Source organism: Streptomyces sp. B1866 (assembly GCF_031932565.1).
Classification (GTDB): Bacteria; Actinomycetota; Actinomycetes; order Streptomycetales; family Streptomycetaceae; genus Streptomyces.
Genome location: NZ_JAVSCF010000004.1, coordinates 1 through 13,240, shown reverse-complemented (window position 1 = coordinate 13,240; position 13,240 = coordinate 1). Strand labels below are relative to the sequence as shown.

Below are 13,240 nucleotides of genomic sequence, written 5' to 3'. Positions count from 1 at the left end.
CGCCGTCGTCCCGGCTGCCGATCGCCACCTGCCGCTGCACCGACCGTTGAGGAGAGCACCCTTGGATCCGCTGTCCGCGCTGCTCGCCAAGAGTGCCGGCGTCTCGCGAGGCCGGGCTGGGACGCCGGAGCGTCTGACCGTGCACCTGGAGGCCACCTTGCGAGCGGCCCGGGAGGTACGGCGGAGGGTCGGCCGGATCGAAGTGGCCGACGCGGCGATCGACCGTCGCTTCTGGGAGGCGGTGGCGCTGGCCGGGCTGGCGCACGACGCGGGGAAAGTCGCTGACGGCTTCCAGGACATGGTGGCCGGCCGCACGCGCCGCTGGGGCGAGCGGCACGAGGTCCTCTCCCTGGGCTTCCTGCCCCGCCTCATCCCCCCTGACCTGCTGCCCTGGGTCGCGACCGGGGTGGCCACCCACCACCGGGCCCTCACCGGCGAGAAGGCAGAGGACCTGGAGACGCTCTACGCCTACGCCGACCAGGACGAACTGAACGACCGCTTCGGCACCGCCTCCGAAACCGCTGTCGCAGCACTGCTGGACTGGCTGCGGTCCACCGCCGCCGCCGACAGCCTCCCCCTCGCTCCCCTGCCCGCCGACGGCCACGCGCTCCAGCCCCTGGTGGAGACGTCCCACCGGCTGCTGACCGACCTCCTGGCCCGCTGGACGGGCGGCGCGGAGCCGGACGACGGCCTGGCGGCGGTGCTCCTGCAAGGCGGGGTGACCATGGCCGACCACCTGTCCTCCGCCCACCGCCACCTGCGCCCCGCCCAGCCCCTCGACGCCGCATTCCGGCCCCGGCTGGAGAGGCACCTGGGCGGCGGTTCCGCTGCCCTGCGCTCCCACCAGCGGGCCGCCGCGGAGATCACCGGGGACCTGCTACTGCGCGCCCCGACCGGCAGCGGCAAGACGGAGGCGGCCCTGCTGTGGGCGGCCACCCAGGTCGCCGACATCGCCGAGCGGACCGGCGGCGTGCCTCGCGTCTTCTACGTCCTGCCCTACCTGGCGTCCATCAACGCCATGGCCGACCGCCTCGGCGCCCTGCTGGGCGACCGCGACGCGGTCGGCGTGGCCCACTCGCGTGCCGCCTCCTACCACCTCGCCCGGGCCATCGCCCCCGAGGACGCGGACACCGGTCAGGCATCCGACGCGGACGACGAGCCCTGCCGGGCGGACGCCGCCGCAAAGGCCGTCTCGCGCGCCGCGGCCACCCGCATGTTCCACGAGACGCTGCGCGTCGGCACCCCCTACCAGCTCCTGCGCGCGGCACTCGCCGGCCCGGCGCACTCGGGAATCCTGCTGGACGCCGCCAACTCCGTCTTCATCCTGGACGAGCTGCACGCCTTCGACCCACGCCGCCTCGGCTACCTCATCGCCACGGCCCGCCTGTGGCAGCGGCTCGGCGGCCGGGTCGCCGTGCTGTCCGCGACCCTCTCGGACCGACTCTCGGCACTCCTCGCCGAGCACCTGCACGTACGGCCGCTGGAGCAGAAGGCACCCGTCACAGCCGCTCGGCACCGGCTGCGCACCCGCGACCACCACCTGACCGACCCCGAGGCGGCAGCAGAGATCGAGCGACGCCTGGCACGCGACGAGTCCGTACTCGTCGTGGCCAACAACGTCGCCCACGCCATCGCGCTCTACGACACCCTCGCCCCCGCCGTCCGGGAGCGGCACGGCCCCGACGCCGCCCTTCTGCTGCACTCCCGCTTCAAACGCGGCGACCGGACAGGCATCGAAAGCCGGATCACCGAACGGTACGGCACCAGGAAAACCCGCCGCCCCGGCCTGCTGGTCGCCACCCAGGTGGTCGAAGTCTCGTTGGACGTGGACTTCGACGTGCTGTTCACCGCCGCCGCGCCCCTGGAGTCGCTGCTGCAGCGCTTCGGCCGCGTCAACCGCGTCGCCGCCCGACCGCCGACCGACGTCATCGTCCACCGGCCCGTGTGGACCACCCGACGCGGCCACAGCGGTGAGTACGCCGACGGCATCTACGACCGCGCGCCGGTCGAAGCCGGCTGGGACATCCTGACCGCGCACGACGGCCGGACGCTGGACGAGGACGACGCCACCGACTGGCTGAACACCGTCTACAGCGGGGACTGGGGAGAGCACTGGCAGCAGGAGGTGACCCGGTTCCAAGAGGACTTCATCCGAGCCTTCCTCACCTTCGACGACCCCTTCGACGACCGGGCCCCGCTCGCGGAGACCTTCGATGAGATGTTCGAGGGCACCGAGGCGATCCTCGCCGAAGACCGCGGCACCTACGAGGACGCGCTCGCACAGGCACCCGGCCGGGCCGGACGCCTGCTCGCCGACGAACACCTCATCCCCATGCCCCACTGGGCCGGAGCGCTCACCACCTACGACCGTCGGCTCCGCATCCGGGTCATCGACGGCGACTACACCCCCGAATACGGCCTGACCGCCGTCCGCGGCCTGCCCCAGCAGGTCTACCAGCCCGGAGAGGTCCTGTAACCCTGTGATCAGCGAAGACGACGTCGGCGGCGTGCACGTCAAGTACCTCTACCACTGCCACCGCCAGCTGTGGCTCTACCTGCGCGGCATCCGACCCGAACACCTCAGCGCCACCGTCCAGTTCGGCGAGGCCGTCCACGACACCAGCTACACCCGCAACAGCCCGGTCGACCTGGGAGCGGCGCAGATCGACTTCGTTGACGGGCAGCGATGGGTGCACGAGGTGAAGTCGGCCACCCGCCCCAGCGAAGCCGACGCCGCCCAAGGCCGCCACTACTGCCACCGGCTACGCCGACTCGGCGTCGACGTCCAAGGCGCCATCCTCCACTACCCCAAAACCCGCCGCACCCAGCGCCACCCCTACACCGACGACGCCGCCCGCCAGGCGGAAACCGACATCGCCACCGTCCTCGCCGTCGCCCAGGCCCCCGCCTCGCCCGACCGACTGCCCCGCAGCCGATGCCGCGGATGCAGCTACACCGACTACTGCTGGACGGAATGACGTGCCCGCCGCCACCCGCACCTACTGGCTCACCAGCCCCAGCCGCATCCGCCGCAAAGACCAGTCCCTGGTCATCGAGCGCGAAACCGCACCCAACGTCCACATCCCCGTCACCGACGTCCGCGACATCGTCGCCTGCGCCGAGGTCGACATCAACACGGCCGTCGTCTCGCTCCTCAACCGCCACCGCATCAACGTCCACCTGCTCAGCTACTACGGCGACTACGCCGGCTCACTCCTCACCTCCGACACCAGCACCTCCGGCAGCACGGTCCTCGCCCAGGCCCGCATCGCCCAGCAACCCGAATCCGCCCTCGCCATCGCACGCGCCATCGTGGACGCCACCGCCTTCAACGTACGGCGCGTCGTAGACCGCAAACTCCTCACCCGCCCGTACACCGTCCTCCAGGACGCTCTCGAAACCGCCGAAACCCCCGCCCACCTCATGGGCATCGAAGGCACCTTCCGCCGCTCCGCCTGGGAAGTCCTGGACACCCACCTCCCCGACTGGCTCCAACTCGACGGCCGCAGCCGCCGACCGCCCAAAAACGCCGGAAACGCCTTCATCAGCTACGTCAACGGAATCGTCTACGCCCGCGTCCTCACCGCCCTGCGCCTGACCCCCCTCCACACCGGCATCGCCTTCCTCCACAGCAGCATGGAACGCCAGCGCCACTCACTGGTCCTCGACCTCTCCGAAGCGTTCAAACCCCTGTTCGCCGAACGACTCCTCCTACGCATGGCCAAGCGCGGCCAGCTCAAAGAACACCACTTCGACCGCGACACCAACCAGGCCATGCTCAGCGACACCGGACGCAAACTCGTCGTCCAGACCGTCCGCGACGAATTCGCCGTAACCGTCGCCCACCGCAGCCTCGGCCGCCCCGTCGCCTACGACGAACTCCTCTACCTCGACGCCCTGGCCCTCACCCGCCACTGCCTCGAAGGCACCCCGTACAAGCCCTTCCGCATCTGGTGGTAACCGACCCGTGCACGTCATCGTCGTCTACGACACCGCCGCCGAACGCAACCCCCGCATCCTGCGCACCTGCCGCAAATACCTCCACCACGTGCAACGCAGCGTCTTCGAAGGCCAACTCAGCCAGGCCCAACTCCGCCGCTTCCAGGCCGACGTCGAAACCCTGCTCGACCTCAGCTACGACAACGTCATCGTCTACACCTTCCCCCCGGGCACCACCCCAATCCGCCACGCCTGGGGCGCCACCGAACCCGCCCCGACGGATGTCCTGTAGCCCCCTCGTCGCAGCCGCAGCCCGCCCATTTCAGCGCCACGCCGGGCCCGGCCGCACGACCGGAGGGTCGCTGAAGAATCAAGCCTCGACGCTCGTCCAGGACTGCCGACGACCTGCGGCTTTACCGTGGGCATCGCCCCTGCGAGGGGTAGCAACGTGAACGCGGGATAGATCACGTTCCCGGCGACCACGGCGTCCTCATCGCCCCTGCGAGGGGTAGCAACGTGAACGCGGGATAGATCACGTTCCCGGCGACCACGGCGTCCTCATCGCCCCTGCGAGGGGTAGCAACGCAGCGCGGGCATGGGCGGCGTGTCCATGATCCTCGGGTCCTCATCGCCCCTGCGAGGGGTAGCAACGCGAAGAAGAGATCCGCCTCCCGCTCCATCCACTGCGTCCTCATCGCCCCTGCGAGGGGTAGCAACAGCTTGGCCAGGTCCTTGGCCAGGGCGAAGACCTGCGGTCCTCATCGCCCCTGCGAGGGGTAGCAACTAGTCCCACTCCCACCGGCACTTCTCCCCCTTGCAGGTCCTCATCGCCCCTGCGAGGGGTAGCAACACGGGCAGCTCCAGCTCCCGCGCGGCCCACGCCAGGGTCCTCATCGCCCCTGCGAGGGGTAGCAACCGCTCCTCGGGCCCTGCACCCGGCGCGACGTCGTGCAGTCCTCATCGCCCCTGCGAGGGGTAGCAACAAGGTATGCACCGTTTCACCGGTGCGCGCGTCGAGTCCTCATCGCCCCTGCGAGGGGTAGCAACCTACGGACGCGCGGCTCATGCTGCGCCTGGCGGACAGTCCTCATCGCCCCTGCGAGGGGTAGCAACGCCGCACCAGAACGCCGCGATCCGCCGCATCCTGAAGTCCTCATCGCCCCTGCGAGGGGTAGCAACGCGTGGAAATCCTGGCCGCCGGCCTGGCCGACCGGGGTCCTCATCGCCCCTGCGAGGGGTAGCAACGCGGTCAGTTCGCTCAGGGTGCGTGTGCGCATCGGTGTCCTCATCGCCCCTGCGAGGGGTAGCAACGCGTGGAAATCCTGGCCGCCGGCCTGGCCGACCGGGGTCCTCATCGCCCCTGCGAGGGGTAGCAACGCGGTCAGTTCGCTCAGGGTGCGTGTGCGCATCGGTGTCCTCATCGCCCCTGCGAGGGGTAGCAACGCCGACGCGCCGGAATTCCCTCTCAGGACGGTTCTGGTCCTCATCGCCCCTGCGAGGGGTAGCAACGCGGGTGCTGGACGGCAAGTACGCCTCCATCGGCATCGTCCTCATCGCCCCTGCGAGGGGTAGCAACGCGGGCTCTGCCTGGGGCTGCGAGCCGCCGATGTGCGTCCTCATCGCCCCTGCGAGGGGTAGCAACCGTAGCGTCTGACCGCAGATCTCCCGCAGGTAGCGGGTCCTCATCGCCCCTGCGAGAGGTAGCAACTCCGGACCCGCACCCTGGCCGCGCTCCGGGACGCCCGGGTCCTCACCGCCCCTGCGAGGGGTAGCCACACGCCAAGACGCTGTGGGCTGCGCGCATCGCCCCGCTCTCCTCATCGCCCCTGCGAGAGGTAGCAACTCCGGACCCGCACCCTGGCCGCGCTCCGGGACGCCCGGGTCCTCACCGCCCCTGCGAGGGGTAGCCACACGCCAAGACGCTGTGGGCTGCGCGCATCGCCCCGCTCTCCTCATCGCCCCTGCGAGGGGTAGCAACACCAGCTCCTCGACTTCGCCGTCGCGGGTATAGCCGGTCCTCATCGCCCCTGCGAGGGGTAGCAACACGCCAAGACGCTGTGGGCTGAGCGCATCGCCCCGCTGTCCTCATCGCCCCTGCGAGGGGTAGCAACACCCCGACCGCGGCTACGCCCTGCTGGTAGGGCACGTCCTCATCGCCCCTGCGAGGGGTAGCAACACGTCCTGGTCGTGGACGAGGCCGCGATGGCGGAGTCCTCATCGCCCCTGCGAGAGGTAGCAACTCCGGACCAGCACCCTGGCCGTGCTCCGGGACGCCCGGGTCCTCATCGCCCCTGCGAGGGGTAGCAACATCACCAGCAGCCACGCGCGGCCGTCACCGGCGGCGTCCTCATCGCCCCTGCGAGGGGTAGCAACGTCTTCCCGGTCTCCCAGTTCCCCACCCCCTCCCGGGTCCTCCTCGCCCCTGCGAGGGGTAGCACCCGATGCGGCGAACCGGGCAGGCGCGGGCGGGCCGGGTCCTCAGCGCCCCTGCGAGGGGTAGCACCCGATGCGGCGAACCGGGCAGGCGCGGGCGGGCCGGGTCCTCAGCGCCCCTGCGAGGGGTAGCACCCGATGCGGCGAACCGGGCAGGCGCGGGCGGGCCGGGTCCTCAGCGCCCCTGCGAGGGGTAGCAACGTCTTCCCGGTCTCCCAGTTCCCCACCGCCTCCCGGGTCCTCATCGCCCCTGCGAGGGGTAGCAACTGCTCGCGCGGCCGGTAGTCGGCCAGGCCCTCCCACCGGTCCTCATCGCCCCTGCGAGGGGTAGCAACCCACGCCGTGCCTGTTCGGCCCGGTCGCCTGAACGGTCCTCACTGGCTGCTTGTCAGCGGCGCGGTGGTCGATTGTGCCGGTCAGGAGGTTCAGCGCGCCCGGTTGTCGTTGGCGCAGGCCGAATACCGGTCGAGAGAGTCGGGGTGGCGGAGCGGCTGGTGCTCGGCTGGAAGCGTCGCGGGGCTCCGCTGGGGTGGGCCGGGAGGTGGGCGAGGCGGCGTAGACGCCATACCAGGACTCCGTCGATGTCCTCGGCGGTGTCCAGTTCGCGCATTGCGATGGCCTGGCGTAGGAGTGTCTCCGGGTGGTGGCCTGCTCGTTCGGCTTGGGCAAGGGTGGCGGTCAGGGCCTCGTGGTTCGGGTCGGTGCCGGGTGGCAGGAGATGGTCCGGCAGGGCGGCTCGGATGGTCGCCTGGTGCTTGCCGCGTTCGGGCTCGGGCAGGGCGCGGCCGTGGTCGATCAGGGTGGCCAGGGGTGCGGCGGCTGCCTGGCGGTAGGCGGCGCGGAGGTGGTGGGCGGCTTGGGCGGAGGCGGCGGCTTGCTGGGCGTGGCCGCGGGCGGAGTGCCAGCGGGCGGCGGCGACGGCCAGGAGGACGAGGGTGGACAGGACCATGGCGGTGGTGGCGCCGTCTTCGCCTCGGCCGAGGGCTCCGCCGGCGCGGAGGATGCTGCGGGCGGCGGCGCGTGCTGCGCGGTTGTCGGCGTGTTCGGCGCGGATGTGGGAGCGGGTGGCGCGCTCGAAGGCGCGGGCGGCTTCGCGGAGGTGGGTACGGGTGTGGGGGGCTGAGGTGGCGGCGAGGGCGTCGAGGAGTTCGCCTGCGCCGAGGAGTTGGGCGGCGGCGTCTTCGTCGTCGTCTTCTTCGAGGGCGGTGGTGGCGCGTTCGGCGGCGAGGGCGGCTCGGCGGCGTGTCTGCGCGGGCTTCGACCGCTGTGCGGGCGGGCGGTGCGGGCCGGGGGCGCTGGTGGCGTCGGGCTCCTCGTTGTGGTCGATGGGTCCGGCGGCGAGGCGTTTGCGGATCTTCGGCAGGGAGAGGTCGGGGGCGAGTTTGGAGCCGGGGAACCAGATGGGCTGTCCGTCGCGGTTGCGGTCGCCGGGGAGGGCGACGGTGTAGCCGAGGGTGTCGCCGGAGGGGGCGATGCGCTTGTTGACGCGTAGTCCGGCCTGGGTGAGGCGGGTGAAGAACTCGGTTTCGTCGGCGGCTCCGGCGACGGCTTGGCGGACGGTCTCGCGCAGGATTTCGCGCGGGGTGCGGTCGCGGCCGGTGCGTTCGGCTTTGAAGCGTTCGGCGCTGGTGGGGTTGGGGGCGGCGGTGCCGTCGCCGGGGTTGAGTTGGCGCAGGCCGAGTTCCTTTTCGATGCGGCGGCATTCGGCCTGGGAGCGTGTGAAGTCGTAGGAGTTGCGGGGTTGGCGCAGGTCGCCTCGGACGGTGGTGGCAACGATGTGGATGTGGTCGTCGGCGTGGCGTACGGCCACCCACCGGCATCCGTCGGGGTCTCCGTCTTCGGCGATGCCGGTGGCGTGGACGATGCGGCGGGCGATCTGTCCCCATTCGGCGTCGGTGAGGTGGCGGTCGCCGGGGGCGGTGCGGACCGAGCAGTGCCAGACGTGTTCCTTGGGTGCGCGGTGGCCGAGCTGGTTGACGCGCAGGTCCAGGACGCGGGTGAGGTCGGTGAGGGTGGCGTGGGGGTTGCGGCCGGGGTCGGGGGCGAAGCCGTCGAAGGAGGCGACCTGGTGCGGGTCGGTGTGCTCGTCGCGCTTGCCGGGCCCGTACAGGTAGGCCAGCAGCCCGTACGTGCGCGATCCCCGGCTGATATCGGGGACCATCTACGTGCGCTGGCGCGTGAGGTCGTGGGCGGCGGCGTCGACCTGGGCGAGGGTGTGCACGAGGATCGTGAGGGCGTGGTCGAGGTGGCCGGGGCGGGGCTGGCCGCCGGTGTTGTAGACGTAGGCGATCTGGTTGATGTTGTTGCCGACGCGGGAGATCTGCGCGCGCAGGGCGGCCAGCTCGTCAATGGCGGCGTCGAGGCGGTCGTCGGTGTCCAGGGGTGTGGCGGAGCCGCGGGCGACGGCGAGGCCGGCGGTGGCGAGGAAGCCGGAGGCGTACAGGTGCCGGTGGGCGGCGGCGGTGATGATCTCGGTTTTCTCTTCGGTGGTGAAGCGGACGGCGATCACGTCTTCGCGGTGGGAGGGCTGGTAGGCGCGGCGGCGCGGGCGGCGCTCGGGCAGCGGACTCGCCGCGGCGGTGCGGTCGGCTCGTCGTTCCTCCTCCTGTGGCGCCCCCTGGTGCCGCAGGTCCGGTTGCCTCCCGTGCGCCCTCGCTCGGGAGGCAACCGGCCCGTCCTCGCTGCCCGGGGCTGGGGCGGGCGCCGTGGATTCCCCGTTGGGATATCCACGGCAACAGCTTGCTCGGCCGGTGGCCGTGGGAGCCTGCGGCTCCCCTGGGGAAGGGGTGCCCGCCGTGTCGGCGGTCGTCATCGGCTGGCCGGCGTGCTGCGGCGGCGGACGTCGCGCAGGATGGCGGCGACGTAGTCCATCGCGAGGACCGGGTCGTGCAGGGTCCAGGGCGGGGAGTCGGGCGTGCGGTGCACGGTCCACGCACCGTCGGGTCCGGTGTGGAGGCGGTGCAGGTGGCCTCGGGTGTGCAGGACAGTCAGCCAGGCGTCGGCTTCGGCGGCGGTGGCGGGGATGGTGCGCATGGGGGGCGTCTCCTGTCGCTGAGGGACGAACGTGAGGTGGAAGGCGGGCTGTCAGGCTGTGTGGTGACCGGTCGGTTGTCCCGGGTCGTCCCGGAGAGTGCGCATCAGCTCGGTCAGCCGGTCGTTGGACAGCGGCAGGCCCTGTCCCCGAATGGCCTGGGCGACCACCGCGCGGGTGGTGCGGCCGGTGTCAGCGACCGCCTTCCGGGCGATGGGCAGGAGCTGTTCGGTGATCGTGTCGGCCTGCCGGTCAGCGTCGGTCAGCGTCCTCGGACAGGTGACCGGAGCGGGCATCTCCGACCGGCCACCGGACGGGGGTCCGTCGCCGAGCGTCCCCTCGGTGTCGCTTGCGCGCAGATCACGGGTCGGTTGCCGCTCCTCCTGCTGTTCCGTGCCGGGGACCGGGGAGGGAGCGTGGTCGGTGGTTCTCGGGCCGGTCTGGGTTCTGGGGGAGCGACCGGGCTTGTCCCCGGTGACCGGCGCGTGGCCGTCGGCGGGCCCGGGTGTCCGGGACAGGGCGACGAAGCGGTGTCCGGGGTCGGTTGAGCTGAGGTCGGTGGTGTCCGCGGGTGCGTGCGCCGCCGCGCGTGCGCACCGGAGGTCCCCGGCGCGGTTGCCGTCGGTGGCGTCTTCGGAGGCGTGGCGGGCGATGAGGATGTAGAGGTGGACCGCTCCGGCGAGGGCGAGCGGGGCGACGGTGGACAGGATGCCGACCGTGCTGCTTCCCAGCCGGAGGCTTCCGGTGGCGGCGTGTTGCTGGTTTATACGTACGGCATGCAGGGCGTTGGCCCAGACGCTGACGGCGGTCGCGGTGCCGAACAGGGTCCACACGTACAGCCGTGGTCCGAAGCGGGCGGTGCGCAGGACGACCAGGGCGCGGACCCCGTAGGCGATGAATCCGTCGATGACCAGGGGGAAGAGGTAGGTGAGCAGGCCCCGGACGTGGATGGCGGCGGCGACCTGCTGGAGGGCGGCGTACGACAGCGCGGAGGCTGCCGCGCCCAGGGCGACGACCGTGGCGCGGTCCCAGCCGGTGATGCGCGCCGGTGCGGGCGCGGTCGTGGTCACGCCGCCTCCCCGAGGTTCGCCCGGGACCGTACGGCCTGCTTCTTCTGCTGGGGGCCGGTGGTGGTCAGGGTGCGGTCGCGCAGGCGGCGGCGGGTGCGCCGGTAGAGCTTCTCGGCGTGCTCCCGGCTGACCTTCAGCAGCCGCGCCAGGTTCCGGGCGGGCATGCCCTGGCGGTAGGCGGCCAGGGCGACGGCCTCGCGTTCCCGTTCGGTGAGGTAGACATCGCGTCCGGCGAGTACGGCGTCGACCCGGGCGCGGTCCAGGCGGCGCTGGAACGTGGCGTGTCGGGCGCGGCGTTCCTCCTCGGTCAGGCCGCCGCGGATGCCGTGGCGGTCGAGGTTCTCCAGAGCGGCGTCCAGGCAGGTGTCGCGGACGGTGCACTGGGCGCACAGCGCCTTGGCGGCGGCGATCGTGTCGAGGTCGTCGGGCTGGGGGAAGAACAGCTCGGGGTCGACGGTGTGGTACTCGGTGGAGCGGCAGGCGGCGTGGTCCTGCCAGGTGTGGTCGCCCAGGGTCCGGGGGCGGCGGGCAGGGGGCGTCGCGGTGTCGGGCATGCGCGGGTGTCTCCGATCGACCCTTCACCCCGCGGCGGGGCGGCGGTGAAGGGGGCGTACGTGGTCGGGGAGGCGTCGCCGGGGCGGCGGAGGTGGCGCGGGGATGTCGGCGCCACGCGAGGCGTCGGGTGTCAGGTGGTGGTGCCGCGTCTGCGGTCGGCGCCGGTGAGCACCACGCGCTCGGTCATCTCCGCCAGCCGGGAGGCGACCCGGTCCCCGACCGTCTGCCGCAGGTCGCGGATGGGGAGGTTGGTGGTGATCAGGGTCGGCAGCAGCTCGTTGTACCGGTGGTTGACCAGCCGGTAGGTGATCTCCTCGGTCCACTCCGACGTCTTGGCCGCCCCGAGGTCGTCCAGGATCAGCAGCGGGATGCGGGCCACCGCCCGCAGGTCCTGCTCGGTGTCCACCCCGGCGCGCGGGCGCAGGTCGGCGTAGAGGTCGGCTGCGGTGGTGGCGTGCCAGCGCACGCCGACTCCCGCGCCGACCAGGCTGCGCAGCGCGCCGTAGGCAAGGTGGGTCTTGCCCGTGCCCGTGCCGCCGACCAGCAACAGCGAGGGCCCGGTGCGCACCTGCCGCCGGGCGCCCTTGGACGGCGCGGCAGCCTGCGCGGCGACGGCGCGTACCCAGTCTTGGGCCTTCGGGTGGTCGGCGACCGCGCTGCGGTAGCGGGCCGGGATGCGGGCCTCGGCCGCTTCCAGGGCGGCGATCGGCTCCGGGGCATCGCTGACCGGCACGGTGGCCGGGTCGATGGCGCGGGCGGCCAGGATGCGGGCGATGCGGGCCATGGTGCCCTCGCCGCCGAGGCACCGGGGATCGTGGTGGCGGTCGCGCATCACAGCTCCTCGGTGTAGGCGGCGGCGTCGGCGTGGTTGGTCCAGGCCGTGTGTCCGGGCACGGTAGGCCGGATTTCCGGCCGCACCAAGCGACCGCCGTGGGCGTTCATCGCCTCGTTCACCAGGCTCGCCAGCACCGAGGGGTGCATCGGCTTGGCCCGGAAGCGCTCCAGCCCGGCCCGGACGTGGCGCGGGTCGATGCCCTCGTCCAGCAGGTTCCGCACCTCCCGCCCGAGGTGGCCGAGGACCTTCTCCGGCGGGCGGGTCGCACACGCGGCGGCATACTCGCCGATCAAGGCTCGCGCCGATGGTGACGGTGCGGGCGCTTCGCGCCCCGAAGGATTAACAGATCCAGGATCCAAGATCCTAGATCCAGGCGCCGAGGGCTCCCCGAGGCTTCGGGGAAGGTTCCCGGGAGTCTCGCGAGATGTGCTGCGACCTGCGGATTCGTGATCCGTCGGCGTAGAGGGCGCGGCAGCCCTCCCCGGGCCTCCGGAGCGCTCGGCGCTGCCGTCGATACGGCCGTCGGCTCGCTCGGGCTGCTTCGGAGCGGGCGGTACGGGCGCCGGGGCGGGCCGGTCGAGGGTTCGGGGAGGGTTCGCCGAACCCTCCCCGAACCCTCGGGCCGAGGTGGGCGCACCCTCGGGGTGGGCTCCGGCCGGAAGGGCGGAGTCCTCGCGAAGCTGGGGCGGGGTGACGGTGCAGGGACCCTTGCACGGGCCGCACCGATCGGTGGCGTGGTGGTGGGCCGGGCAGGCGGGCAGCCGGGACTGCGAGGGCTTGTCGATCTTTTGGTGCTCGTGCCAGGTGACGACGTGGAGGTAGCGGCGGCCGTCGCAGCCGGTGTAGCGGCAGATCAGCCCGGCGTCGGCGAGCTGCTGGAGGTCGTCCTCGGCGTGGACGGCGGTGTGCTCGGCGCGCAGCGGCCACAGCAGGCCGTTGATGATCGCCGCGTTGTCGCGGAAGCGCCCCTGGTCGTCGGCCTGGGTCAGCAGGCCGAGGAATGTGCGCTCGGCGTGCACGCTCACCTCGGCAAGCGACTCGGAGTGGAACGCCTCCGGCTTGATGGTGCGGATTCTGGCCACGGTCAGCGCCCCCGGCCCGCGGCGGTCGAGGCCGCGCGGTGCAGGCGGGCGGTGGCGAGGTCGAAGTCGTACGCCTCGCCCCGTGCGGCCTCGGGGTGGGCCCGCAGGATCCAGCGGGCGACGGTGAGCGCCTGGGCGCGGTTCAGCGGTACCGGCCGACCGGCCGTGTCGTAGGCGCGGGCGTGGGGGTACGGCCAGGTCCTGGCGGGGTCGCACGGGGTGACCCGGAAGGTGGCGGCCCCGGGGACCATGCCGACCAGCAGGCAGGCTAGTACTCCAGCTGTAGATCGTGATC

The 13,240-nt window shown here is 72.3% G+C and carries 12 protein-coding genes and 1 CRISPR repeat array; of the genes, 4 read left to right on the top strand and 8 right to left on the bottom strand.

What is annotated here, in order from left to right:
• Positions 1 to 61: 61 nt before the first annotated feature.
• The 4 genes from cas3 to cas2 are packed head-to-tail and all read left to right on the top strand — an operon-like array spanning position 62 to position 4,231.
• Positions 62 to 2,476: a CRISPR-associated helicase Cas3' gene (cas3, locus tag RKE29_RS01265; protein WP_312003084.1), complete on the top strand. Its 2,415-nt coding sequence runs from the start codon at positions 62 to 64 to the stop codon at positions 2,474 to 2,476.
• Between the two features lie 4 nt (positions 2,477 to 2,480).
• Complete coding sequence (locus RKE29_RS01260) at positions 2,481 to 2,978, top strand: CRISPR-associated protein Cas4 (RefSeq protein WP_312003082.1); 498 nt, start codon at positions 2,481 to 2,483, stop codon at positions 2,976 to 2,978.
• 1 nt (position 2,979) lies between these two features.
• On the top strand, positions 2,980 to 3,960 hold the full coding sequence (gene cas1, locus RKE29_RS01255; protein WP_312003080.1) for a CRISPR-associated endonuclease Cas1: 981 nt from the start codon (positions 2,980 to 2,982) through the stop codon (positions 3,958 to 3,960).
• A gap of 7 nt (positions 3,961 to 3,967) precedes the next feature.
• Positions 3,968 to 4,231, top strand: a complete 264-nt coding sequence (gene cas2 / locus RKE29_RS01250) for a CRISPR-associated endonuclease Cas2 (RefSeq protein ID WP_312003078.1) — start codon at positions 3,968 to 3,970, stop codon at positions 4,229 to 4,231.
• 126 nt (positions 4,232 to 4,357) lie between these two features.
• A CRISPR array of direct repeats spans positions 4,358 to 6,705; the repeat unit is 28 nt; unit sequence GTCCTCATCGCCCCTGCGAGGGGTAGCA.
• A gap of 55 nt (positions 6,706 to 6,760) precedes the next feature.
• Here the strand turns inward: cas2 and RKE29_RS01245 are convergent.
• From RKE29_RS01245 to RKE29_RS01210, 8 genes are all read right to left on the bottom strand, one after another.
• Positions 6,761 to 8,533 (bottom strand): relaxase/mobilization nuclease domain-containing protein, encoded by a 1,773-nt coding sequence (locus tag RKE29_RS01245; RefSeq protein ID WP_312003077.1) that lies wholly within the window; start codon positions 8,531 to 8,533, stop codon positions 6,761 to 6,763.
• On the bottom strand, positions 8,534 to 8,881 hold the full coding sequence (mobC, locus tag RKE29_RS01240; protein WP_312003076.1) for a plasmid mobilization relaxosome protein MobC: 348 nt from the start codon (positions 8,879 to 8,881) through the stop codon (positions 8,534 to 8,536).
• 299 nt (positions 8,882 to 9,180) lie between these two features.
• On the bottom strand, positions 9,181 to 9,405 hold the full coding sequence (locus tag RKE29_RS01235) for a hypothetical protein (RefSeq protein ID WP_312003074.1): 225 nt from the start codon (positions 9,403 to 9,405) through the stop codon (positions 9,181 to 9,183).
• A 51-nt stretch (positions 9,406 to 9,456) separates the two neighbouring features.
• Positions 9,457 to 10,473: a DUF2637 domain-containing protein gene (locus tag RKE29_RS01230; protein WP_312003072.1), complete on the bottom strand. Its 1,017-nt coding sequence runs from the start codon at positions 10,471 to 10,473 to the stop codon at positions 9,457 to 9,459.
• On the bottom strand, positions 10,470 to 11,027 hold the full coding sequence (locus tag RKE29_RS01225) for a WhiB family transcriptional regulator (protein WP_312003071.1): 558 nt from the start codon (positions 11,025 to 11,027) through the stop codon (positions 10,470 to 10,472). Before RKE29_RS01225 ends, RKE29_RS01230 begins: the two co-directional genes overlap by 4 nt.
• Before the next feature lie 131 nt (positions 11,028 to 11,158).
• Positions 11,159 to 11,860: an ATP-binding protein gene (locus RKE29_RS01220; protein WP_312003070.1), complete on the bottom strand. Its 702-nt coding sequence runs from the start codon at positions 11,858 to 11,860 to the stop codon at positions 11,159 to 11,161.
• A complete protein-coding gene (locus tag RKE29_RS01215; RefSeq protein WP_312003069.1) occupies positions 11,860 to 12,945 on the bottom strand; it encodes a hypothetical protein in 1,086 nt (361 codons plus the stop codon). Before RKE29_RS01215 ends, RKE29_RS01220 begins: the two co-directional genes overlap by 1 nt.
• 2 nt (positions 12,946 to 12,947) lie before the next feature.
• On the bottom strand, positions 12,948 to 13,240 hold a 293-nt coding region (locus RKE29_RS01210), incomplete at its 5' end, for a transcriptional regulator (protein WP_312003067.1).

Bases quoted from the DNA above. Each gene is read 5' to 3' on its own strand.
- RKE29_RS01220 (WP_312003070.1), bottom strand. From the start codon at position 11,860: ATGCGCGACCGCCACCACGATCCCCGGTGCCTCGGCGGCGAGGGCACC.
- RKE29_RS01225 (WP_312003071.1), bottom strand. From the start codon at position 11,027: ATGCCCGACACCGCGACGCCCCCTGCCCGCCGCCCCCGGACCCTGGGC.
- RKE29_RS01245 (WP_312003077.1), bottom strand. From the start codon at position 8,533: ATGGTCCCCGATATCAGCCGGGGATCGCGCACGTACGGGCTGCTGGCC.
- RKE29_RS01235 (WP_312003074.1), bottom strand. From the start codon at position 9,405: ATGCGCACCATCCCCGCCACCGCCGCCGAAGCCGACGCCTGGCTGACT.